The organism is Streptomyces tremellae (assembly GCF_039540215.1).
Taxonomy (GTDB): Bacteria; Actinomycetota; Actinomycetes; order Streptomycetales; family Streptomycetaceae; genus Streptomyces; species Streptomyces tremellae.
On record NZ_BAABEP010000041.1, the window covers coordinates 1 to 23,153 of the forward strand.

Genomic DNA, 23,153 nt, shown 5'->3' on the forward strand with positions numbered 1-23,153 from the left:
TCGAGCAGTTCGGACGTCCAGGTCTGCGGCCACACCGCGGGCCCGATCGCCGCCAGCGTCCCGTCCTCGGCGTGCACGGCCCGCCGCTCGAACCACAGCTCCAGCATCCGCACCCCGCCGACCCGGTACTCCCACGCCCCCTCGGGCACCGGCGCGACCCGGCCCGCCTCGCCCAGGCGCAGCGTCTCGTCCTTCGCCGTGTAGGCGATCGTGCCGGGGCGCGCGGGCAGCGCGGCGCGGACATAGGGCCTGCGGCCGCCCGGCAGCCGCGGCCGCCCGCCACCGCGCGCGCCGCGCAGCTGGATCCGCACCAGTTCGCCCCCGAGCGCCACGCCCTCCGCCCACAGCGCCGGGTCGGCGGGCAGCGGCACGGCGCAGCCGGCCGCTCCGCTCGCGGCCGCCGCCGCGGCCGAGGCCAGCACCTCGTCGGGGCCGACCTCCTGCCCGTAGCGCGCGGACAGCAGGCCCGTGAGGCCGGGGGCGAGGTTCGGCTCGGCGCCGCCCGGCCTGCGGTACAGCGGCCGTACGCGCCCCGGGCGGCCCGCGGGGGAGTGGCCGTCCGGCAGCGGCGCCGAGACGAGCAGCGCGGGGCCCGCGGCGCCCGGCACATGTCCCTGCTCGACCGCGAAGACCTGCGCCGCGTCCGCGACCCGCCACAGCTCGGGGCGTGCCGCGTCGATCAGCCGGTGGTCGGGGATCAGCCACTGCTCGTCGAACGGGCCGTGTGCCACCCGCCGCGGCTCGGGGCAGGGCCCGTCCTCCCGGGCGAAGCGCGCGGTGCCGCCGGCGCCGCCGGGCAGCGCCGCCACCGCCGTGTGCTGGGTACGGGCCCTGGTCGGCGCGAACAGGGCGTCGCGCTCGGCGCCCTCGGCCCGTACGAGCCGGTCCCAGCGGGCCGTGAGCGAGGCCGCGTCGGGAGCGAGGACCCACTCCCTGCCCAGCCGCAGCGGCGCGACCGACCACGGCATCAGGTCGGCGAGCAGCGGAGTCCCGGCGGGCGCGGCGGTCGTCTCGGCCACCCCGTACCCCCTCCTCGTCGGTAGCTTCCGCGGGCGGTGACGTCCTCGCGTCCCCCGAAAAGCGTAACGACCCGGGCCCCGCGCCGTTCCTCACGCCTCCACGGAGACCGAGAAGGCGAACCGGTCGCCGCGGTAGCGGATGCGCGCCACGTCCACGACCCTGCCCCGCCCGTCGTACGTCACGCCCGTGTAGTGCAGCACCGGGCTGAGCAGCGGCACCGCGAGCAGCTCGGCCGTCGCCGGATCGGCCAGCGTGGCGCGCACGGTGTCGGTGATCCGCCCGATCGCGACCCCCGCCGTGTCCCGCAGCAGCTTCGTCATCGGCGCCCCTTCGAGCGCCGCGGGAGCGATGCGCGCCGCGACCTCGGGGCGTACGGCGTTCTCCGCCCAGCTGACCGGCTCGCCGCTCTCCCGGTCCCTGCGGAGCCGCGTGTAGGAGACGATCTCGGCCAGATCGGGGAAGTATTCGGCCAACTCGGCGGTGACTTCGGCGGGCCCGTGGCCGAGGACCTCCGTCAGGTCCCCCGACTGCTGTGCCACCACCGCGTCCACCGAGCCGAGCAGCCGCCGCGGGGCGCCGCGCCCCGCCCCCGGCTCGATGAAGGTGCCGTGCCGCCGCCGCCTGCTGATCAGTCCCTCGGCCGCCAGCTCCTTCAGCGCCCTGCGCATCGTCAGGACGCCCACGCCGTAGTGGGCTGCCAGGTCCTCCTCGGTCGGCAGGCGCAGCGGGGCGCCGGGGTGGCGGCCGAGTATCGAGGCGCGCAGCGACTGCGAGACCTGGTACCACAACGGCAGCCAGCGGTGGCGGGTGAGTGGCGCGGGCGCGAAGGCGGGGGCCCGTCCGCCGCCGTCCGCCGCCCCTGGGCCGGCGCTCATGCCGGGAAGTGGCGTTCGAGGCCCTGCCACACGCGGTCGTAGTCCCGCTGGAGGTGGCCGGCGCCCGCCGCCTGCGCGGTCGCAGTGACCGGCCACCGGGTCTCGAACATGAACGCGAGCCCGTCGTCGACCTTCTGCGGCCGCAGCTCGGCGGTGCTGGCCCGCTCGTAGGTGGCGCGGTCCGGTCCGTGCGCCGACATCATGTTGTGCAGCGAGCCGCCGCCCGGCACGAAGCCGCCCTCGCCCGCCCGCTTGGCGTCGTACGCGCCCTCCACGAGGCCCATGTACTCGCTCATCACATTGCGGTGGAAGTACGGCGGGCGGAACGTGTCCTCGCCGACCAGCCAGCGCGGCGCGAACACCACGAAGTCCACGCCCGCGAGGCCCGGCGTGTCGGAGGGCGAGGTGAGCACGGTGAAGATCGACGGATCCGGGTGGTCATAGCTGATCGACCCGATGACATTGAAGCGCCGCAGGTCGTAGACGTACGGCAGGTGGTTGCCGTGCCAGGCGACGACGTCGAGGGGCGAGTGGCCGAGCTCGGCGGCCCAGAGGTTCCCGCAGAACTTGTGCACCACCGTCACCGGGCCCGCCGTGTCCTCGAAGGCCGCGACCGGTGCCCTGAAGTCCCGTGCGTTCGCCAGGCCGTTGGCGCCGATCGGCCCCAACTCCGGTAGCTCGAACGGGCGTCCGTAGTTCTCGCAGACGTACCCCTTCACCACCGCGTCCAGCGGCTCGACCCGGAAGCGCACCCCGCGCGGGATCAGCGCCACCTCGCCGGGGGCCGCCGCGAGCAGCCCGAACTCGGTGCGCAACAGCAGCCCGCCCTGCTGCGGCACGATCAGCAGTTCGCCGTCCGCGTCGCCGAACACCCGGTCGGACATGGGAGCGTCGGCGGCGTAGAGATGAATCGCCATGCCGACCCGCTGCGCCGTGTCGCCGTTGCCGCCGAGCGTCCACAGCCCGGCGAGGAAGTCCGTTCCGGGCGCCGGGTCGGGCAGCGGGTCCCAGCGCAGCCGGTTGGGGTCGGGCACCGTCTCGGTGAACGGGGCGCCGCGCAGGCTCCCGTTGTCGATCCTGGTGTACGCGGGGTGCGCGGCGGACGGGCGGATGCGGTAGAGCCAGGAGCGGCGGTTGCGGGCACGCGGCTCGGTGAAGGCGGTGCCGCTGAGCTGCTCCGCGTAGAGCCCGAGCGGCGCGCGCTGGGGCGAGTTGCGCCCGTCGGGCAGAGCGCCGGGTACCGCCTCCGAGCTGTGCTCGTTGCCGAAGCCGCGCAGCTCGGCGAGGCCCGCCGCGGCCTTCCTCGCCCGGTCGGTCGCGCCGTCCGCGCCGTCCGTGCCGCCTGCGCCGGTGCTGGTCGTCCTGCCGCTCATCGCCACTCCCTCGTGAGGATCTCCGGTCCCGCGTCTTCAATCCTATGGTTGACCGAAGGAATGAGCCCGTCAACGGGGGCGGGGAACCGGGCGTCCGTCCCGCCTGGCGTGCGAAGAGGGCCGCAAACGGGCCGGAAATCCCTGAAAGGGGCTCGAAAATGCTCCCTTTTGTGCCGACTTGATGCTTGGCGCGGCAAATCCCCCTCGCTAGTTTGTCCAGACACGATGTGTGCGGACGACGCGCGTCCGCGCGTCGTCAAGCCGCACCGGCTGTCCTGGAGAGGATGTCGATGAAGGCACACGACGGTATGTACATCGGCGGGCAGTGGCGCCCCGCCGCCGCGGCGGAGACCATCGCCGTGGTCAACCCGGCGGACGAGCGGATCATCGCCGAGGTCCCCGCGGGTGTGGAGGAGGACGTCGACGCGGCCGTACGGGCCGCCCGCGCCGCGCTCCCCGGCTGGGCCACGACCCCGCCCGCGGCGCGCGGCTGGTCGCTGCGCGTCCTGCACGACGAACTGGCCGCCCGCAAGGAGGAGATCACCGCGACCCTCGTAGCGGAGCTCGGCGCGCCCGCGCGGTTCGCCGCGGCGGTGCAGACGGCCGCGCCCATCGCGGCTCTTGAGGCGTACGCGGAGCTGGCGGGCACCCACCCGTTCGAGGAGCGGATCGCCAACTCGACGGTCCTGCTCGAACCGGTCGGCGTGGTCGCCGCCATCACCCCCTGGAACTACCCGCTCTCGATGATCGTCAGCAAGGTGGCGCCCGCCCTCGCGGCCGGCTGCACCCTCGTGCTCAAGCCCGCCGAGGACACGCCGCTGACCGCGCAGCTGTTCGCGGAGTGCGTGGACGCCGCGGGGCTGCCCGCCGGCGTCCTCAACGTCGTGACGGGGTACGGGCACGCCGCGGGCCGGGCGCTCGCCGCGCACCCCGGCGTCGACCATGTGTCCTTCACCGGCTCGACCGAGGTGGGCCGCAGGATCGGCGCCCTCGCGGGCGGCGCGGTCAAGAGCGTCTCCCTCGAACTCGGCGGCAAGTCGGCCAATGTGATCCTGCCGGGTGCCGACCTGCCCCGCGCGGTCGCCGCGGGCGTCGGCCATGTGATGGCCAACTCCGGTCAGACCTGCTATGCGTGGACGCGCATGCTGGTCCAGGAGGACCAGTACGAGGAGGCCGTCGGCCTCGCGCGCGAGGCGCTCTGCGAGTACGTCGTCGGCGATCCGGCCGCCGACGCCACCCGGGTCGGGCCCGTCGTCAGCGCCAAGCAGCGCGAGCGCGTGCGCGGTTACATCGCCCAGGGCGTCGCGGAGGGCGCGCGGCTTGTCGCGGGCGGCACCGAAGCGCCGCGCGCCACCGGCTACTTCGTGGAGCCGACCCTCTTCGCCGACGTCACGACGGACATGACCATCGCGCAGGAGGAGATCTTCGGCCCGGTGCTCGGCATCCTGCGGTACGAGGACGAGGAGGACGCCGTACGCATCGCCAACGACACCGTCTACGGCCTGCACGGCGGGGTGTGGGCGGCCACCGCGCAGGAGGCGGTCGCCTTCGCGCGCCGGATGGACACCGGCCGCGTCGACATCAACGGCGCCGCCTTCAACACCCTTGCCCCCTTCGGTGGTTACAAGCAGTCGGGGGTGGGCAGGGAGATGGGCGCGTACGGCCTGCGGGAGTACCTGCAGACGAAGTCGATCCAGCTCTGATCCCGTGAACGCCACTGCTTCACAAGGGCACTGACGTACCGTCAGGAGCCGTGAGCAGGGCCGCCGCGCGCCGTCCCGCCGAGGCCGCGGCGGCCGTACTCCAGGCCGAGTCCTTCGAGCAGGGCGCGCAGGCCCGTCTCGAAGGCGCCCTCGTCGACCCGCCGCCGGTGCTCCGCGAGCAGATGGGCCTGGCCCAGGTGCGGGTAGTCGGCCGGGTCGTAGGTCTCGCGGTCGTCCACGAACCCGCGGGCGAAGGACGACAGTGCGGAACCCGTGACGAAGTAGCGCATCAGCGCGCCGATCCTGGTCGCCTGCGCGGGCGGCCAGCCCGCCCTGACCATCGCGCCGAAGACGGCGTCCGCCGACGCGCCTGGTCTGACCCGCCGCACCCTCCACGGCAAGCTGGGGCTGCGCGGCCAGGCCACCGCGGAACTCTCCTTCGACGGGGTCAGGGTGCCCACGGGCGCGCTGCTCGGCCCCGAGGGCAAGGGCTTCTCCGTCGCCATGTCCGCGCTCGCGAAGGGGCGGATGGCGGTCGCGGCGGGCAGCGTCGGCGTCGCGCAGCCCGCGCTCGACGCCGCCGTCGGATACGCGGCCGAGCGCGAGCAGTTCGGCACCACCATCGCCCATCACCAGCTGGTGCAGGAGCTGATCAGCGACATCGCCGTGGACGTGGAGGCGGCCCGGCTGCTGACCTGGCGGGTGGCTGATCTCATCGACCGGGGCCGGGAGTTCGCCACCGCAGCGTCCCAGGCCAAGCTGTTCGCCTCGGAGGCCGCCGTGCGGGCCGCCAACAACGCGGTCCAGGTGTTCGGCGGCTACGGCTACATCGACGAGTACCCCGTCGGCAAACTCCTGAGCGACGCCCGGGTGACGACCCTGTACGAGGGCACGAGCCAGATCCAGAAACTGCTCATCGGCCGTGCCCTGACCGGGGTCTCGGCCTTCTGACGGACCCCGCCCGCACGGGCGGGTGCCCCGCCGCGCGGCGGGGCACCCGTGGTGTGAGGGGGAGGGCGGCGCGCTCAGGCCAGCGGCCACACCGGCAGGACGACCCTCTTCCATGTGCTGTTGGCGGCCGTCGCGCACGACGCGTACCAGGCGGCCGCCGCGGTCACGTACCCGGTCCAGCCGCCGACCTTGTCGATGCCCGTCGACTGCGCGAACGCCCCGATGGTCAGCAGGATGAAGGTGACGGACAACAGCACGATCACCGCGAGGACGGCCCCGCTGGTGCGCAGCGCGGGGATGATCATGTACGTGGTGAAGACGGCCCAGGCGAGCAGGAACAGCCCGGTGGCCTGGTAGGCGTGGGCCGGCGGGAGCTTCGGCGCGATGTGGGAGATGTAGTAGGCGAAGGCGAGCCAGAAGGCGCCGTACGAGCTGAACGCCGTGGCGGCGAAGGTGTTGGCCCTGCGGAACTCCCACATTCCGGCGAGGAGTTGGGCGAGCCCGCCGTAGAACAGGGCGAGCGGGAGTACCACGGTCTCCAGGGTGTCGCTGAGCAGCCCGGTGTTGAAGGTGCTCAGGACGAAGGTGGTCATCGCGAACCCGGCGAGCCCGAGGGCGCCAGGATCGGCGATGCTCGCGGCCGGTGAGGCGGTGGGTTCGATGGGCGCCGCGCTGTTCGGTTCTGCTGTTGCCACGGGTGGGTCCTCTCCGCGAGATGCGCCTGACGGTCACCGGCGCGTCCCTGGCGGCGGAGGAGCCCCGCCAGGGTGTGCCGGCCGCGGGGTGGGGAAGTCGGAACGGTCCGTGGTCGGCACTGCGCTCCGGGTGAAGGATCATCATCTTGGCCCCGTGTCATGAAGCGGTCAAGGAGCCCGGAGCCATTCGTTGCACCTTCGAATCCCGCGTTCGAAATCCGGTGCCGCCCGAGGTCGCCGCGGGTGTGCCCGGCGGTAACCCCGGAGCCCTCCCGCCGGACTTCCTAAGCGCTTGCTCACCTTCGGAGGTATGGTGTTCGTCCTGCCCTGCGGCAGTTCACCACCCGGACGGAAGGGGCGCATCCATGGCTACGGCCGAATCGGTCGGCGACGGCGGGAGCGGCGCGGCATGGGCCGGGGTCGCCCCCGAGGCCGCGCGGCGGCTGCTGGTGGCGGCCGTCGACGCGTTCGCCGAGCGCGGCTACCACGCCACCACCACCCGGGACATCGCGGGCCGCGCCGGCATGAGCCCCGCCGCCCTCTACATCCACTACAAGACCAAGGAAGAACTCCTCCACCGGATCAGCAGGCTCGGCCACGACCGTGCGCTCGACATCCTGCGGCGCGCCGAGTCCGGCGCCGGCACCTCGGCCGAGCGGCTCGCCGAGGTGGTCAGGGCGTTCGTGCACTGGCACGCGGAACAGCACACCACCGCACGGGTGGTGCAGTACGAACTCGACTCTCTGGCACCCGAACACCGCGCCGAGATCGTCGCGTTGCGCCGGCAGAGCGACGCGGTGGTCCGCAGGATCCTGGAGGACGGCGTCCGGGACGGCGAGTTCGACGTGTCGGACATCGGGGGCACCACCCTCGCCGTGCTCTCGCTCTGCATCGACGTGGCCCGCTGGTTCAACGAGGAGGGCAGCAGGTCTCCCGACGAGGTGGGCGACCTGTACGCGGGCCTGGTCCTGCGGATGGTGCGGGCCGGAGCCTGACGGGAGCGGGCCGGGGCCTCAGCGGGCCGCGGCGGAGACCGCGGCGTCCGGCCCGTACTGCCGCGCGACCCAGGCGTACCACTCCGCCATCCCCTCGCCCGTCGTCGCGGAGACCGGCAGCACCCGCACGCCGGGGCTGACCGACCGCGCGTGCTCCGCGCACCGGTCGAGGTCGAAGTCGACATACGGCAGCAGGTCCACCTTGTTGACCAGCACCAGGTCGGCCGCGGCGAACATGTACGGGTACTTCAGCGGCTTGTCCGTGCCCTCGGTGACCGAGATGATCACCACCCTGCTGCGCTCGCCCAGGTCGAAGAGGGCCGGGCAGACCAGGTTCCCCACATTCTCGACCAGGACCAACGAGCCCTCGCCAGGGGCGAGTTCGGTGAGCGCGTCGCGCATCATCGCCGCGTCGAGGTGGCAGCCGGCGCCCGTGTTGACCTGGACCACCGCGCACCCCGCACGCTGGATGCGGTCGGCGTCGAGCATCGTCTCCTGGTCGCCCTCCACGACGGCGACCTCCCGGCGCCCCGCGAGGTCCCGCACGGTCCGCTCCAGCAGGGTCGTCTTGCCCGCGCCGGGAGAGCTCATCAGATTGACGGCGACGACGCCCCGCGCGGCGAGCCAGGACCTGTTCTCCTCCGCCAGCAGGTCGTTCTTGGCGAGGACCCGCTGCTCCAGCGTCACCGTCTCCCCGTCGTCCCCGGCCCTGCGGTGGTCGGGGTCGGGGACGTGGCCGTGCCCGGCGTCCTGATCCGCGTGGCCGTGACCGTGCGCGTGCCCGCCGGGCCTGTCGTGCGCGTGGTCCGGACGGCCGTACGGGTGGCCGTGTGCCCCCGCCCCGCCGGGCACGCCGACGCGCACCCCCCGACCGCCGTCCGCTCCGTCACCGCAACCGCAGGTTCCGCACATCCGGTTCAGCCCACTCTCATCGAGACGATCTGGAGTTCCCGCCCCGAGACGACCTGCACGTCGGCGCTGCCGCAGGGACACAGCAGCACCGGGCCGTCGAGCGGGAAGTCGGCGGCGCACGCGCGGCAGCGGGCCGCGCCCGCGGGCTGGTCGATCTCCAGCCGCGCGCCCTCCGCCACCGTGCCCGCGGTGACGAGGTCGAAGCAGAATCGCATGGCATCGGGGACCACGGCGGTGAGCACGCCGACGCGTACCGTCACCGCTTCCACATGGCGGCCCTCCGCCGCCTCGCAGACCGCGTCCACGACACCCTGCGTGAGGGCGAGCTCGTGCATCCCGTGCCTCCGGTCCTTTCGCCCGTCGCCGTAGGGCGCATCTATCCGGCAGGGGCCGCCCCGCGCCACGCACCGCCGCGGAGCGTCGGCCGCGGACCCGCCGGAATCACCCGGACGGAGCAGCCGGCGGGCTGCGGCGTCCACGACGGTATAGATGCTGTTCGGAGGCGCTTTGCGGGCACCGGGGGAGCGGTGCTGCCTTGGTGCCTTCCGGTGGCGCCCTGCGTTGCCGGACCGTCCAGGAGGCCGTCAGATGGTAGCAATGTGACCGGCGCCACACGTGTGGCGCGACCTCGTGCACCTGTGACGCTCCGGACACAGCCACACAGCCCCTCCTCGGAAGGCGGCAGAGCCATGCCGACAGAAGCCGCGGTCAAAGCGGAAGAAACGCTGATCCATGTCCTGTGGATCAACGCAGGCCTCAGCTGTGACGGCGACTCCGTGGCGCTGACGGCCGCCACGCAGCCGAGCATCGAGGAGATCGCCCTCGGCGCACTCCCCGGCCTGCCCCAGGTGGCCGTGCACTGGCCGCTCATCGACTACGAGTGCGGCCCGAACGGCGGCGCCGACGACTTCCTCGAATGGTTCTTCAAGGCGGACCGCGGGGAACTGGAGCCGTTCGTCCTGGTCGTGGAGGGCTCGATCCCCAACGAGCGGCTGCACGCCGAGGGTTACTGGTCGGGCTTCGGCAACAAGCCCGGCACCGACCAGCCGATGACCACGAGCGAGTGGCTCGACCGGCTCGCGCCGAAGGCCACCGCGATCGTCGCGGCCGGCACCTGCGCGACCTACGGCGGCATCCACGCCATGGCGGGCAACCCGACCGGCGCCATGGGCGTGCCCGACTACCTGGGCTGGGACTGGAAGTCCAAGGCGGGCATCCCCATCGTGTGCGTGCCGGGCTGCCCGATCCAGCCGGACAACCTCTCCGAGACGCTGACGTACCTGCTCTACATGGCCACCGACCAGGCCCCGATGATCCCCCTCGACGACGCGCTGCGCCCCACCTGGCTGTTCGGGCAGACCGTGCACGAGGGCTGCGACCGGGCCGGCTACTACGAGCAGGCCGACTTCGCGACCGAGTACGGGTCGCCCAAGTGCATCGTCAAGCTCGGCTGCTGGGGCCCCACGGTCAAGTGCAACGTCCCCAAGCGCGGCTGGATGAACGGCATCGGCGGCTGCCCCAACGTCGGCGGCATCTGCATCGGCTGCACCATGCCGGGCTTCCCCGACAAGTTCATGCCGTTCATGGACGAGCCCCCCGGCGCGAAGCTCTCCACCACCAGCGAGGGCCTCTACGGCGCGACGATGCGGCGCCTGCGGAAGATGACCACCCACACGCTCGACCGCGAGCCCCGCTGGCGCAGGCCGAGCACCGAGCTCACCACGGGCGCGAGCCGCACCTGGTGACGCGCGGGCCCGGCGCCCCCGCGGCGCCGGGCCCGTACCGCTGCACCCGCACTCCCACTCGTCGGCCGGCGCTGTCCTGCCGGTGACCCCTTCCCGACCCACACCGAGACAGATGAGGCGGCGCAATGACGGCGACGAGCCAGGGCAAGAGCGAACTGGTGGAGATGGCGTGGGACCCCATCACCCGCATCGTGGGCAGCCTGGGGATCTACACGAAGATCGACTTCAAGCAGAAGACCGTCGCCGAGTGCCACAGCACCAGCTCGATCTTCCGCGGCTACTCGGTCTTCATGAAGGGCAAGGACCCCCGGGACGCCCACTTCATCACCAGCCGCATCTGCGGCATCTGCGGCGACAACCACGCCACCTGCTCCTGCTACGCGCAGAACATGGCGTACGGGGTGAAGCCGCCGCACCTCGGCGAGTGGATCGTCAACCTCGGCGAGGCCGCGGAGTACATGTTCGACCACAACATCTTCCAGGAGAACCTGGTCGGGGTCGACTACTGCGAGAAGATGGTCGCCGAGACCAACCCCGGTGTGCTGGAGCGCGCGAACCGCACCGAGTCGCCGCACGCCGAGGCGCACGGCTACAAGACCATCGGCGACATCATGCGCTCGCTGAACCCCTTCACCGGCGAGTTCTACCGCGAGGCGCTCCAGGTCAGCCGCATGACCCGGGAGATGTTCTGCCTGATGGAGGGCAGGCACGTGCACCCGTCCACGCTCTACCCTGGCGGTGTCGGCACGGTCGCCACCGTCCAGCTGATGACGGACTACATCACCCGCCTCCAGCGCTACGTCGAGTTCATGAAGAAGGTCGTGCCCATGCACGACGACCTCTTCGACTTCTTCTACGAGGCGCTGCCCGGCTACGAGCAGGTCGGCAACCGCCGCATCCTGCTGGGCTGCTGGGGCTCCTTCCAGGACCCGGAGCACTGCAACTTCGAGTACAAGGACATGACCGGCTGGGGACGGAAGATGTACGTCACCCCCGGTGTGGTCGTGGACGGGAAACTCGTCACCACCGACCTGGTGAAGATCAACCTCGGCATCCGCATCCTCCTCGGCTCGTCGTACTACGGCGACTGGGAGGACCAGGAGATGTTCGTCACCCACGACCCGCTGGGCAACCCGGTCGACCGCAGGCACCCCTGGAACCAGCACACCAACCCCCGGCCGCAGAAGCGCGACCTGGAGGACAAGTACAGCTGGGTGATGTCGCCCCGCTGGTTCGACGGCAAGGACTACCTCGCGCTCGACACCGGCGGCGGCCCGCTCGCCCGGCTGTGGACCACCGCGCTCGCCGGCCTCGTCGACATCGGCTACGTGCAGGCCACCGGGCACAGCGTGAAGATCAACCTCCCGAAGACGGCGCTCAAGGGCCCCGTCGAGCTGGAGTGGCACGTCCCGAAGTGGAGCAACACCCTGGAGCGCAACCGCGCCCGCACCTACTTCCAGGCGTACGCGGCGGCCTGCGCCCTGCACTTCGCGGAGAAGGCCCTCGCCGAGATCCGCGCCGGACGCACCAAGACCTGGGAGAAGTTCGAGGTCCCCGAGGAGGGCGTCGGCTGCGGCTTCACCGAGGCCGTGCGCGGTGTGCTCTCGCACCACATGGTGATCAGGGACGGCAAGATCGCCAACTACCACCCGTACCCGCCGACTCCGTGGAACGCGAGCCCCCGCGACACCTTCGGCACACCGGGACCCTACGAGGACGCGGTGCAGGGCCAGCCGATCTTCGAGGAGAACGACCGGGAGCACTTCAAGGGCATCGACATCATGCGCACCGTGCGCAGCTTCGACCCCTGCCTGCCGTGCGGTGTGCACATGTACCTCGGCGGCGGCAAGAAGCTCGAACTGCTGCACTCCCCGACCCAGTCGGCGGGCAGTGAGTGACGTGACACAGCACACCGCACCACACTCCGAGGACCAGGGCATCGGGGACCCGCAGGACTGGCGCGACACCGGCGAGCGCGTCGAGGCGCTGATCGCCGCGAGCGCCGTCCACGGCACACCGGCCAGAGAGCGCAGCGAGGAACTCGTGCGCCTGATCACCGACTTCTACGGCGCGGGACTCGAACGCCTCCTCGGCCTCGTCCACGACCACGGCGCGCTCGACGACCGCCTCGCCGCCGCGCTCGCGGGCGACGACCTGGTCGCCAGCCTGCTGCTCGTGCACGGCCTGCACCCGTACGGCGTCGAGAGCCGCGTCGAGCGCGCGCTCGACGGCGTACGCCCCTACCTCGGCAGCCACGGCGGCGACGTCCAGCTCCTCGGCGTCACCGCGGAGGGCACCGTACGGCTGCGGCTCCTCGGCAGCTGCGACGGCTGCCCTTCCTCCGCGGCCACGCTCGAACTCGCCGTGCGCGGTGCCGTCGAGGCGGCCGCACCCGAGGTCACCGCCATCGAGGTGCAGGCCCCCGCGGCGGACGGCCCCGCCGCGGCGGTCGTGCCCGTCGACGCCCTGTTCTCCCGGGTGCACGAGGCGGAGCAGGCCGGCGGCTCCTGGGCGGCCGTGCCCGAACTCACCGCGCTGGAGCCCGGTGCCGTCACGGACCTCACCGTCGGCGGCACCCCGGTGCTCGCCTGCCGGATCGGCACCGACCTGTACGCCTTCCGGGACGCCTGCGGCCGGTGCGCCGCCCCGATGCGCGGCGCCACGCTCGCCAGGCGGCTCGGCGGTGCCCCGGGCGAGGGAGTGCTGCGCTGCCCGGCCTGCGGCGCCCACTACGACGTGCGGCGGGCCGGCGCCTGCCTCGACGAGGACGGCATCCACCTGGACCCGCTGCCGGTGCTCACCGAGGGCGCGGCCGTCTGCCTGGCGGTGCCCGCGGGAGCGGCGACATGACCCCGCAAGGCCGTACGGCGTCGCCCGCGGCGGCACTGCTCAGGCTCTCCCGCACCCGGCCGCAGGCACCGGCCGAGGAGCGCTGCGACCTGTGCGCCGCGCCCCTCGGCGACGAGCACCCGCACGTGGTGAACCTGGAGAGCCGGGGCCTGATGTGCAGCTGCCGCGCCTGCTATCTGCTGTTCACCGACGAGGCCGCCGACCTCCGCTTCCGGGCCGTGCCCGAGCGTTTCCTGAGCTTCGGGGGAGCGGTCCTCGACGCGCGCACCTGGGACGAGCTGCAGATCCCGGTCGGCCTCGCCTTCCTGTTCCACAACTCGGCACTGGGGCGCACCATCGCCTTCTACCCGGGTCCCGCGGGCGCCACCGAGTCCGAACTCCCGCTGGAAGCATGGCAGTCCGCCACCGAACGGCATCCGGAGCTCACCACCCCGCGCCCCGACGTGGAGGCTCTGCTCGTACGCCGCGCCGAGGACGGCGCGAACTCCTGCCACCTGGTGCCCATCGACGTCTGCTACGAACTCGTCGGCACCCTGAGGTCGGTGTGGCGCGGCTTCGACGGCGGGCGCGAGGCGCACGCCGCGATGGACGCGTTCTTCGCCCGTGTCGGCGGGCGCAGCAGGCCGTACACCGGGGACGGTGCGCCGTGACGGAACCCGCCGCCGCCCAACTCGCCTTCACCGTGCTGGACATCGCCGCCGACCCGTACAGCGCGGCGCCGCGGCTCACCGCGCGGCTGCGCGTCGAGGACACCAGCGGCGAGCGTGTCCACGCGATCGTGCTGCGCTGCCAGGTCCGGGTCGAGCCGCAGCGCCGCCCGTACGACGAGGCCGAACGCGACGGCCTGATCGGCGTGTTCGGCACCGGCGAGCGGTGGAGCGACACCCTGCGGCCGTTCCTGTGGATGCAGTGCGACACCACCGTGCAGGGCTTCACCGGCAGCACCGAGGCCGACCTCGCGCTGCCCTGCACCTACGACTTCGACGTCGTCGGCTCCCGCTACCTGCACGCGCTCGGTTCCGGCTCCGTACCGCTCGACCTGCTGTTCTCCGGCACGGTGTTCACCAGGGGAGCGGACGGCAGGGGTTTCGCGGTGCGGCAGGTGCCATGGGACTGCGAGGCACGGTACGCGATGCCCGTCGCCGTGTGGCGGCGGCTGATCGACGCGCACTTCCCGCACACCGGCTGGATCAGGCTCGACCGGGACACACTCGCCCGGCTCGCCGACGTCCGCGCCCGGCGCGGGCACATCAGCTGGGACGAGACGGTGGAGACGATGCTGGACGAGATCGGCCAGGTGGCACCGTGACCGGCGGGGCGGGGCTCGACCCCGTGCGCGCGATCGCCGACGCGGTGCTCTACGAGGGCTACCTGCTGTACCCCTACCGGGCCAGCTCCCACAAGAACCGCTCCCGCTTCCAGTTCGGCGTCCTCGGGCCGCCCGAGGCGGAGCCCGCGAGCTTCGCCGAGGACCCGCGCATGTCGGCGCAGGTCCTGCTCGACGCGCACGGGCAGGGCGCGCCGGCCCTCGACGCCCGCCTGCGCTTCCTCCAGCTCCAGGTGCGCGAGGTGCAGCGCAGGGATCCTGACGGCGGACACACCCCGGTCGGCGCGCTCACCGTCGACGGCGGCTCCGTGCTCAGCTGGGACGAGGCGGTGGAACACGAACTCGCCTTGCCGGCAGTCGACGTGACGGGACAGGTGGACGAGGTCCTGGAGGTCCCGGGCGGCGAGACGACCGAACCGCTCACCGACGCGGGCGGCGCACCGGTCGGGCGGATCGTCCGGCGCAGGACGCCGCTGACCGTCCGCGTGCGCCTGCGCATGGAGCCCGCGGACCGCGCGGAGGGGCCGCTCACCCGGCTCACGGTCGAGGTGGCGAACGAACACCCCGCGCGCGTCGCGGACAAGGACGCCGCGATCCGCGCCTCCCTCGTCGGGACCCACCTCCTGCTGCGGGCCGGGGGCGCCGGCTTCGTCTCCCTCGTCGATCCGCCACCGGCCGCCGCGAGCGCGGCGGCCGCGTGCCGCGGGCACCGCTGCTGGCCGGTCCTCGCGGGCCCGAAGGGCAGCGCGGACACCGTCCTGTGCGCGCCGATCATCCTCTACGACCACCCGGAGATCGCCGAGCAGAGCCCCGGCGCGCTCTTCGACTCCACCGAGATCGACGAGATCCTCACCCTTCGCGTGATGACCATGACGGAGGAGGAGAAGGCCGAGGCGCGGGCCACCGACCCGCGGGCCCGGGAGGTCATCGACCGCTGCGACGCCCTGTCCCCGGCCGAACTCCAGCGGCTGCACGGCCTGGTGCGCGAGCCGCACGCCCCCGCGGACCCGGGCGCGGGCCCGCGGCGGTCCGTTCCCGCCATGGACCCGTACGTGCCCGGCAGCGGGCCGTCCGGCCCCGCCGTGGACCTGTACGGCCTCGGCGCCCGGCCCTCAGGACCCGCCGTGGACCCGTACGGTCCCGGCGCGGGAGCACCCCTCCCAGGTGCCGGTGCCGGTGCCGGTGCCGACGCCGACGACGTGCGGAACCTGCCGGAGGCGCCGTTCGACACCGGCGGTGCCCCCTGGTGGGACCCGGCGGCCGACGCGGCCGTGCGGCCCGCGGCTGACGCCGTCGTCATCGACGGTGTCAGCGTCGCCAAGGGCAGCCTCGTGCGGGTCCGCCCGGCACGCCGCGCCGACGCGCAGGACCTCTTCTTCGCCGGGCGCGTCGCGCGGGTCACGGCCGTGGTGTCCGACGTCGACGGCGGTGTGCACGTGGCGCTTGTCCTCGTGGACGACCCCGCGGCCGACCTGCACGACTGGTACGGCCGGTACTTCTACTTCGCCCCCGACGAGCTCGAACCCCTGCCCGCAGGGGCGGACACCCACGAACACACTGAGGAGAGCCGATCGTGAAGACCCTGGGCATGATCACCGCGGGCTTCGCCGCCGCGCTCGCGGCGGTCGCCGTGGCCGCCGGAGTGCAGTCGATCCCCGACATCCGCAGGTACCTCAGGATGCGCTCGATGTGAACACCGGCGGCAACGAGACCATGCCCCCCGCGCCCGGTGGCCCGACAGCCGGCGGCCCGGGCGGCCGGGTGCTCGTCGCGGGCATCGGCAACCTCTTCCTCGGCGACGACGGCTTCGGCCCCGAGGTGGTGCGGCGGCTCGCGGACCCGGCGGGGCGTCCGCCGGGGGTCCGTGTCGTCGACTACGGCATCCGCGGCATGCACCTCGCCTACGACCTGCTCGACGGGTACGCGGCGCTTGTGCTGGTCGACGCCTGCCCCGGCGAGGGGCCGCCCGGCACCGTCACCGTGCTCGAAGTCGGCGCCGACGACCTCGGCGAGGGTGAATTCGACGCACACGGGATGAATCCCGTCGCAGTGCTGGCAAACCTGGGCCAACTGGGCGGTACGCTTCCCTCCACCTTCGTCGTCGGCTGCGTCCCCGCGGACCTCGGCGAGGGTATCGGTCTCAGCGCCGCGGTCGCCGCCGCGGTCCCCGAGGCCGCCGACGCGGTGCGCGCGCTGCTCGGCCGCATCCGGCAGGGCGGCGCCCCGCCGGGCGCCGGGCGCGTGTCCCCGCCCCCTTCCGCACCCGCGGCGCGGAGTGCGGCCAGCGAGCCCCGGAGGGCCTGAATCGTGTGTCTTGGCATCCCCGGTCGAGTGGTGGAGCTCGTCGACGGCTACGCGGGGCAGCTCGCCCTGGTGGACGTGGAGGGCGCACGGCGCCGCGTCAACGTCGGCATGCTCGACGCGCAGCCCGCCCCCGGCGACTGGGTGCTGCTGCACATGGGGTTCGCGGTCGAGCTCATCGACGAGGACAGGGCCGCGCAGGCGCTGTCCGGCCTCGAACTGATGGGGCGCGGGCGGGACGGGGACGACCCGGACGGCGCGGGGCCCGACGGTGACGCGGCCCGCTCCGCACGGTCCGGGCCTGATCCGGGCCCCGCGCCCGGCACCGGGCAGGCCGAACCGCCGTACGCCGCGGTGCCGCCCGTGTCCCCGCCCGCACTCCCGCCCGCAGGAACAGCGCCCGCGCCGGGGCAGGCAACCGCTCCATGGCCTGCTTCCGCGCCCGCGCCGGGCGGCGCGGCGGTGCTCGAAGCCGCGCCGCCGCGGGACGCGGCCGGAGGCGCGTGTCCGGCCGCCGCACCAGGCGTGGACGGCGCTCCGCGGGTCCGCCGCAGCTTCGAGGTGCGCGGGGTGGTCCAGGGGGTGGGCTTCCGGCCGTTCGTCCACGGCGCTGCGGGCGAACTCGCCCTGGCAGGCTCGGTGGTGAACACCGGTGAGGGAGTGGTCGCCGACGTGGAGGGCCCGGCGGGGGCGGTGGCCGAGTTCGGGCGCAGGCTGCGCACCGGGGCGCCGCCCCTCGCGGTGGTGGAGAGCGTCGAGGAGCGGGAGCACGCGCCGCGCGGCGGCAGCGGCTTCACCATCGGCGACTCGGAACCGGCGGGCCGGGCCCGCACCCTCGTCCCCCCGGACACCGCGACCTGCGCGGACTGCCTCGCCGACCTGGCGGACCCCGGCAACCGCAGATACCGGCACCCCTTCGTCTCGTGCACCCACTGCGGGCCCCGGTACACCGTCGTCACCGGACTGCCCTACGACCGGGCCACCACCACCATGGCCGGCTTCGCGATGTGCGCCGACTGCCGAGCCGAGTACGAGGACCCGCGCGACCGGCGCTTCCACGCTCAGCCCATCGCCTGCCACGCCTGCGGGCCTCGGCTCGAACTCGTCCTCCCCGGACGGCCGGACGGCGTCCCGGCCCCGCGCGACGGCGACGCGCTGCGGGCCGCGCGCGAGCTGATCGCCGCGGGCGCTGTCGTCGCGGTCAAGGGCCTCGGCGGCTACCACCTCGCCTGCGACGCGTACGACGCAGAGGCGGTCGCCGCGCTGCGGCGGCGCAAGCGGCGCGGCGGCAAGCCGTTCGCGGTGATGGCGAGGGACCTCGCCACGGCCCGGCGGCTCGCACCCGTGGGCGTGGCGGAGGAGCGGCTGCTCACCGGCGCCGCGCGGCCGATCGTGCTGCTGCCGCGCGACGGCGACACCCTGCCGGACGCCGTCGCCCCCGGCGCCCCCGACCTCGGGGTGCTGCTGCCCTACACCCCCCTGCACGTCCTGCTGTTCGGGCTCGAAGGCGACCCCGAGGGGCCCGACGCGCTCGTCATGACCTCGGGCAATCTCTCGGGCGCGCCGATCGTCACCGACGACGCGCGGGCGCTGACCGCGCTCGCGCCGCTCGCCGACGCCTGGCTGCGCCACGACCGGCCGATCCACCTGCCGTGCGACGACTCGGTGAGCCGGGTCGTCGCGGGCACGGAGCTCCCGCTCCGCAGGGCCAGAGGGCAGGTGCCGCTGCCACTCGCGCTGCCGTTCGACGTGCCCCCGCTGCTGGCCGCGGGCGGTGACCTGAAGAACACCTGCGCGCTCGGCGAGGGCCGGCGGGCGTGGGTCAGCCAGCACCTCGGTGACCTGGACGACCTGGCCACCCTCGACGCCCTCACCCGCACCGAGGCGCACCTCGAACTCCTCACCGGGGTCGCCCCCGAGCGCCTTGCGGCCGACCCGCACCCCGGCTACCGGTCAGGCGGCTGGGCGCGCGCGCGGGCCGGCGCGCGCCCCGTCGCCGCGGCGCAGCACCACCACGCCCATATCGCCTCGGTGATGGGGGAGCACGGCCTCGGCGGGGACGCCGAGGTCATCGGTTTCGCGTTCGACGGCACGGGCCACGGCTCCGACGGCGCGGTGTGGGGCGGGGAGGTGCTGCGCTGCGGCTACCGGTCCGCGCGGCGGCTGGCCCACCTCGGGTACGTCCCCCTCGCGGGCGGCGACGCCGCCGTGGCGCGCCCGTACCGGATGGCGCTCGCCCACCTGCACGCCGCCGGGGTCGGATGGGATCCGGAGCTGCCGCCGGTCGCCGCCTGCCCGCCAGCAGAACGCGCCGTGTTGCTGCGGCAGTTGACCACCGGCTTCGGCTGTGTGCCCACCTCGTCCATGGGCCGCCTCTTCGACGCGGTGGCCGCGCTCGCCGGGGTGCGCCAGGAGGCCGCGTACGAGGCGGAGGCGGCGATCGCCCTCGAAGGGGCGGCCCGCGGGGCGGTCCGGGGGGACGGCGCGGCCTACGCCTTCGGCCTGGTGCCCGCGTCGGACGGGCCGCTCGTCGCCGACCCGGGGCCGGTGATCCGCGCGGTCGCCGCGGACGTACGGGCCGGAGAGCCGGCCGGCGCGGTCGCGGCACGCTTCCACGCCGCCGTAGCCGCGCTCGTCGTGGAGCTCGCCGAGCGCTTCCGGGAGGCGACAGGGATCGGCGCGGTCGCGCTCGGCGGCGGGGTGTTCGGCAACGCCGTCCTGCTCGAAGCGGCCCAACAGGGCCTTGAAAAGCGGGGGTTCACCGTGCTGCGGCCGCGCGTGCTGCCACCGGGCGACGGAGGCCTCGCCCTCGGCCAGCTGTTGATCGCGGCCGCCTCCGGCTGAGGCGGACCCCGCGCCCGGCCCCGCCCGCCGCGCCGACGGCGCCGGAGGCCCCACCCCGGGAAGCCGCCCAGAAGCCCTCCGAAGCCGCGGGGACCCACAGCCCGCGGTCCTCCGAAGCTGCGGGAACCCGCAGCCCCGAGAACCCGCAGTGTCGCAGTGTCACAGAAAAGGAATGACGCCCATGTGTCTGGCAGTTCCGGGGCGGGTGCTCAGCACCGCCGAGAGGGACGGCACCGTGATGGCCGAGGTGGACTTCGGCGGGGTGCGCAAGGAGGTGTGCCTCCAGTACATCCCCGACGCCGCGGTCGGCGAGTACGTCATCGTGCACGTCGGCTTCGCGATCCAGCGCCTCGACGAGCGGTCGGCGCTCGACACCCTCGCCCACTTCGACCGGCTCGGCATGCTGGAGGAGGAGTTCGGCGACGGTTTCGAACAGGCCGCCCTCCAGGCGGGCGGCCCGCCGCGGGCCGCGGGCGGCGCACCGCGCGCACAGTCCCCGGGGGAGGCCGCCCGATGAAGTACCTCGACGAGTTCAGCGACCCCGCCCTGGCGCGCAAGCTGCTCGACCAGATCCACGCCACCGTCACCCGCCCCTGGGCGCTGATGGAGGTCTGCGGCGGCCAGACCCACTCGATCATCCGGCACGGGATCGACCAACTCCTGCCCGAGGGCGTGGAGATGATCCACGGCCCAGGCTGCCCGGTCTGCGTGACACCGCTGGAGACCATCGACAGGGCCCTCGCGATCGCCGCCCGACAGGGCGTGATCTTCTGCTCGTTCGGCGACATGCTGCGGGTGCCCGGCAGCGGCCGCGACCTGTTCTCCGTCAAGAGCGCGGGCGGCGACGTGCGGGTCGTGTACTCGCCGCTGGACGCGCTGCGGCTGGCGAGAGAGCATCCGGACCGCGAGGTCGTCTTCTTCGGCATCGGCTTCGAGACCACCGCGCCGGCCAACGCGATGGCGGTGCACCAGGCCGCGCGGCTCGGCGTGCGCAACTTCTCGCTGCTGGTCTCGCACGTCCTCGTGCCCCCGGCGATCGCCGCCATCATGGAGTCCGCCACCTGCCGGGTGCAGGGCTTCCTCGCCGCCGGCCATGTGTGCAGTGTGATGGGCACGGGCGAGTACCCGGCGCTCGCGGAGAGGTACCGGGTGCCGATCGTCGTCACCGGCTTCGAGCCGCTCGACATCCTCGAAGGGGTGCGGCGCACGGTCCTTCAACTCGAACAGGGCCGGCACGAGGTGGAGAACGCCTACCCGCGCGCCGTGCGCGACGAGGGCAACGCCCCCGCCATGGCGATGCTGCGCGACGTGTTCCAGGTCACCGACAGGACCTGGCGCGGCATCGGCCCCATCCCGCGCAGCGGCTGGCGGCTCGCCGACACGTACGCCGAGTTCGACGCCGAGCGGCGCTTCGACGTGACGGGCATCCGCACCGCGGAGTCCGCCCTGTGCCGCTCGGGCGACGTACTCCAGGGGCTGATCAAGCCCCACGAGTGCCCGGCCTTCGGCAAGGAGTGCACGCCGCGCAATCCGCTCGGCGCGACGATGGTCTCCTCCGAGGGCGCCTGCGCCGCCTACCACGCCTACCGCCGACTCGACCTCGTGGACGCCAAGTGACCGACACCACGCCCCTCGCCCCCGCCGCCGTCCCCGCGCCCGGAGCGGCACCGGCGCCCGCCGGGGGACTCGACTTCGAGAGCTGGACCTGCCCCGCGCCGCTGCGCGACACCCCGAACGTCGTGATGGGGCACGGCGGCGGCGGTGCCATGTCGGGCGAGCTCGTCGACCACCTGTTCCTGCCGGCCTACGGCGCCGCCGCGGCTGCGGAGCTGGGTGACTCCGCCGTCCTCGACGTCCCGGCCGGGGCCCGACTCGCCTTCTCCACCGACTCGTTCGTCGTGAAGCCGATGTTCTTCCCCGGCGGCTGCATCGGTGACCTCGCGGTCAACGGCACCGTCAACGACCTCGCCATGTCGGGCGCCGTACCGCTGTTCCTGTCGACGGCGTACATCCTCCAGGAGGGCACCTCGCTCGCCGCGCTCGACCGGATCGCCCAGGCGGTCGGCGCGGCGGCGCGCGCCGCCGGGGTGCGGCTCGTGACCGGTGACACCAAGGTCGTCGACAGCGCGGGCGGCGACGGCGTCTACGTCAACACCTCCGGCATCGGGGCGGTCCCCGAGGGCGTCGACATCGGCCCCCGCCGTGCCCGGCCGGGCGACGCCGTCCTCGTCAGCGGGGACATCGGGGTGCACGGCGTGGCCGTGCTCAGCTGCCGCGAGGGCCTGGAGTTCGGCACGACCGTCGAGAGCGACACCGCGGCCCTGCACGGCCTCGTGGCCGACATGGTCGCGACCGGCGCCGACCTGCACGTGCTGCGCGACCCCACCCGCGGTGGTGTCTCCGCCTCGCTCAACGAGATCGCGCGCGCCTCCGGCGTCGGCGTGGAGCTGGTGGAGCGCGACCTGCCGGTCCCCGAGACGGTGCGCGACGCGTGCAGCATGCTCGGCCTCGACCCTCTCCAGGTCGCCAACGAGGGCAAGCTCGTGGCCGTCGTGCCCGGCCAGGACGCGGAGGAGGTGCTCGCGGCGATGCGGGCGCACCCCCTCGGCGCGGGCGCCCGCCAGATCGGCACCTGCACGGCGGAACACCCGGGGACGGTCGTCGCGCTGACCGGCCTTGGCGGGACCCGGGTCGTGGGCCTGCCGATCGGCGAGCAGCTGCCGAGGATCTGCTGAGATGAGCGACGAGGGAGCCCTGCTGTTCGCGCGGTACGCCTACCCGCCCAACGAACTCGGCTACTGCGGGCCGCCCGACGCCTCCGCCCTGCTGCGGGCCGATGTGCCCGGCGGGATCGCGCGCAGGGCGAGGGAGTTCGAGGGCGCCTGGTGCTACCTGGAGTTCCTCGCCGAGACCGCGGGCGTCGCCGACCCGCTCGACCCGTATGTCGTCGAGGCGTACTGGGTCGGCAACGGGCTCCTTGAGCGCGCCGACCCGGCCGCGCTCGTCCAGCGGATGCGGGAGCGGTTCCGCGGCCAGTCGTGCGGCACCTGGCGGGAGGCGGGGGACGCGGCGCGCGCCCACCACAGCTTCCAGGTCTTCGACGTCTACCCGTGGGCAGGCCTGCTGGGGCCCGCGGGCAACCCGACTGCGCTGAACGTGCTCGACCGGTGCCGCGTCAGGACGGGCGAGGTCCGCGCGGTCCAGGGGGAGGGCGCCGTCGTCCGCTCCCGCCCGCTGGTCTGGGACCCGGACCGGGCGGCGGTCGCCCCGGGGCCCGCGCTGTGCGAGACGGTGCGGTGGTCGATCGGCGGCAGGTCGCTCATCCCTGCACCCGCGCCCGGGGACCTGGTGGCGCTGCACTGGGACTGGGTGTGCGACGTGATCACCGAGGAGCAGCGGGCATGGATCGAAACGCTGGAGCGCCACCGCCTCCGGCAGCTGCCCGCGCCCGCCGGGTGACCCGCGCGGGCCGGGGCGCGGGCAGCCGCGCGCCCCGGCCCGCGGTCCCAGAAGTACGTGGCCCCGGAGGCACTTGCGGTCCCGGAGGTACCCGCGGCCCCGG

At 73.9% G+C, this 23,153-nt stretch carries 22 protein-coding genes and 1 pseudogene; 16 read left to right on the forward strand and 7 right to left on the reverse strand.

Annotation, left to right across the window (positions count from 1 at the left end; all coding sequences use genetic code 11):
• The 3 genes from ABEA77_RS23760 to hmgA all read right to left on the reverse strand — a co-directional run.
• Positions 1–968: type ISP restriction/modification enzyme (locus tag ABEA77_RS23760; RefSeq protein WP_345651316.1), on the reverse strand; the 968-nt coding region annotated here is incomplete at its 3' end.
• A gap of 141 nt (positions 969–1,109) precedes the next feature.
• Positions 1,110–1,895 carry a GntR family transcriptional regulator gene (locus ABEA77_RS23765; protein WP_345651180.1) on the reverse strand — a complete coding sequence of 262 codons (786 nt, stop codon included), beginning with the start codon at positions 1,893–1,895 and terminating at the stop codon, positions 1,110–1,112.
• Positions 1,892–3,268 carry a homogentisate 1,2-dioxygenase gene (hmgA, locus tag ABEA77_RS23770; RefSeq protein ID WP_345651182.1) on the reverse strand — a complete coding sequence of 459 codons (1,377 nt, stop codon included), beginning with the start codon at positions 3,266–3,268 and terminating at the stop codon, positions 1,892–1,894. Before hmgA ends, ABEA77_RS23765 begins: the two co-directional genes overlap by 4 nt.
• A 290-nt stretch (positions 3,269–3,558) precedes the next feature.
• On the opposite strand from hmgA, the gene ABEA77_RS23775 reads away from it, so the two are divergent.
• Entirely contained in the window at positions 3,559–4,971 is a 1,413-nt protein-coding gene (locus ABEA77_RS23775) for an aldehyde dehydrogenase family protein (protein ID WP_345651319.1), read from the forward strand.
• A 41-nt stretch (positions 4,972–5,012) separates the two neighbouring features.
• On the opposite strand, the gene ABEA77_RS23780 is transcribed toward ABEA77_RS23775, so the two are convergent.
• Positions 5,013–5,432 carry a hypothetical protein gene (locus tag ABEA77_RS23780; RefSeq protein WP_425588373.1) on the reverse strand — a complete coding sequence of 140 codons (420 nt, stop codon included), beginning with the start codon at positions 5,430–5,432 and terminating at the stop codon, positions 5,013–5,015.
• On the opposite strand from ABEA77_RS23780, the pseudogene ABEA77_RS23785 reads away from it, so the two are divergent.
• Positions 5,332–5,922: pseudogene (locus ABEA77_RS23785) on the forward strand (acyl-CoA dehydrogenase family protein); the annotation flags it as partial. The gene ABEA77_RS23780 and the pseudogene ABEA77_RS23785 overlap by 101 nt on opposite strands.
• A gap of 74 nt (positions 5,923–5,996) precedes the next feature.
• On the opposite strand, the gene ABEA77_RS23790 reads toward ABEA77_RS23785, so the two are convergent.
• Positions 5,997–6,617, reverse strand: coding sequence for an acetate uptake transporter (locus ABEA77_RS23790; RefSeq protein ID WP_345651185.1), 621 nt, complete (start codon positions 6,615–6,617; stop codon positions 5,997–5,999).
• 365 nt (positions 6,618–6,982) lie between these two features.
• On the opposite strand from ABEA77_RS23790, the gene ABEA77_RS23795 reads away from it, so the two are divergent.
• Positions 6,983–7,612: a TetR/AcrR family transcriptional regulator gene (locus ABEA77_RS23795; protein ID WP_345651188.1), complete on the forward strand. Its 630-nt coding sequence runs from the start codon at positions 6,983–6,985 to the stop codon at positions 7,610–7,612.
• Positions 7,613–7,630: 18 nt separating this feature from the next.
• Here ABEA77_RS23795 and hypB read toward each other — a convergent pair whose 3' ends face one another.
• Both hypB and ABEA77_RS23805 read right to left on the reverse strand, forming a co-directional pair.
• On the reverse strand, positions 7,631–8,464 hold the full coding sequence (gene hypB, locus ABEA77_RS23800) for a hydrogenase nickel incorporation protein HypB (protein ID WP_345651191.1): 834 nt from the start codon (positions 8,462–8,464) through the stop codon (positions 7,631–7,633).
• 65 nt (positions 8,465–8,529) lie between these two features.
• A complete protein-coding gene (locus tag ABEA77_RS23805; RefSeq protein ID WP_345651193.1) occupies positions 8,530–8,859 on the reverse strand; it encodes a hydrogenase maturation nickel metallochaperone HypA/HybF in 330 nt (109 codons plus the stop codon).
• Positions 8,860–9,213: 354 nt separating this feature from the next.
• On the opposite strand from ABEA77_RS23805, the gene ABEA77_RS23810 reads away from it, so the two are divergent.
• From ABEA77_RS23810 to ABEA77_RS23865, 13 genes are all read left to right on the forward strand, one after another.
• Positions 9,214–10,269 (forward strand): NADH-quinone oxidoreductase subunit B family protein, encoded by a 1,056-nt coding sequence (locus ABEA77_RS23810; RefSeq protein WP_345651195.1) that lies wholly within the window; start codon positions 9,214–9,216, stop codon positions 10,267–10,269.
• Between the two features lie 125 nt (positions 10,270–10,394).
• On the forward strand, positions 10,395–12,167 hold the full coding sequence (locus ABEA77_RS23815; protein ID WP_345651198.1) for a nickel-dependent hydrogenase large subunit: 1,773 nt from the start codon (positions 10,395–10,397) through the stop codon (positions 12,165–12,167).
• Position 12,168: 1 nt separating this feature from the next.
• A complete protein-coding gene (locus tag ABEA77_RS23820) occupies positions 12,169–13,119 on the forward strand; it encodes a NifU family protein (protein WP_345651200.1) in 951 nt (316 codons plus the stop codon).
• Positions 13,116–13,769, forward strand: a complete 654-nt coding sequence (locus ABEA77_RS23825; protein WP_345651202.1) for a DUF5947 family protein — start codon at positions 13,116–13,118, stop codon at positions 13,767–13,769. The genes ABEA77_RS23820 and ABEA77_RS23825 overlap by 4 nt, the downstream gene beginning before the upstream one ends.
• On the forward strand, positions 13,766–14,428 hold the full coding sequence (locus tag ABEA77_RS23830) for a DUF6084 family protein (RefSeq protein ID WP_345651205.1): 663 nt from the start codon (positions 13,766–13,768) through the stop codon (positions 14,426–14,428). Before ABEA77_RS23825 ends, ABEA77_RS23830 begins: the two co-directional genes overlap by 4 nt.
• Positions 14,425–16,023, forward strand: a complete 1,599-nt coding sequence (locus ABEA77_RS23835; protein ID WP_345651207.1) for a hypothetical protein — start codon at positions 14,425–14,427, stop codon at positions 16,021–16,023. Before ABEA77_RS23830 ends, ABEA77_RS23835 begins: the two co-directional genes overlap by 4 nt.
• A complete protein-coding gene (locus tag ABEA77_RS34030) occupies positions 16,020–16,139 on the forward strand; it encodes a DUF6893 family small protein (protein ID WP_425588374.1) in 120 nt (39 codons plus the stop codon). Before ABEA77_RS23835 ends, ABEA77_RS34030 begins: the two co-directional genes overlap by 4 nt.
• Positions 16,136–16,750 carry a hydrogenase maturation protease gene (locus tag ABEA77_RS23840; RefSeq protein WP_345651210.1) on the forward strand — a complete coding sequence of 205 codons (615 nt, stop codon included), beginning with the start codon at positions 16,136–16,138 and terminating at the stop codon, positions 16,748–16,750. Before ABEA77_RS34030 ends, ABEA77_RS23840 begins: the two co-directional genes overlap by 4 nt.
• A 3-nt stretch (positions 16,751–16,753) precedes the next feature.
• Positions 16,754–19,591 (forward strand): carbamoyltransferase HypF, encoded by a 2,838-nt coding sequence (gene hypF, locus ABEA77_RS23845; RefSeq protein WP_345651213.1) that lies wholly within the window; start codon positions 16,754–16,756, stop codon positions 19,589–19,591.
• A 181-nt stretch (positions 19,592–19,772) separates the two neighbouring features.
• Positions 19,773–20,108, forward strand: coding sequence for a HypC/HybG/HupF family hydrogenase formation chaperone (locus ABEA77_RS23850; protein ID WP_345651216.1), 336 nt, complete (start codon positions 19,773–19,775; stop codon positions 20,106–20,108).
• On the forward strand, positions 20,105–21,208 hold the full coding sequence (gene hypD / locus ABEA77_RS23855; RefSeq protein ID WP_345651219.1) for a hydrogenase formation protein HypD: 1,104 nt from the start codon (positions 20,105–20,107) through the stop codon (positions 21,206–21,208). The genes ABEA77_RS23850 and hypD overlap by 4 nt, the downstream gene beginning before the upstream one ends.
• Positions 21,205–22,326: a hydrogenase expression/formation protein HypE gene (gene hypE, locus ABEA77_RS23860; protein WP_345651223.1), complete on the forward strand. Its 1,122-nt coding sequence runs from the start codon at positions 21,205–21,207 to the stop codon at positions 22,324–22,326. The genes hypD and hypE overlap by 4 nt, the downstream gene beginning before the upstream one ends.
• A gap of 1 nt (position 22,327) precedes the next feature.
• Positions 22,328–23,050 (forward strand): DUF6390 family protein, encoded by a 723-nt coding sequence (locus ABEA77_RS23865; RefSeq protein WP_345651226.1) that lies wholly within the window; start codon positions 22,328–22,330, stop codon positions 23,048–23,050.
• The last annotated feature ends 103 nt before the right edge of the window (positions 23,051–23,153 follow it).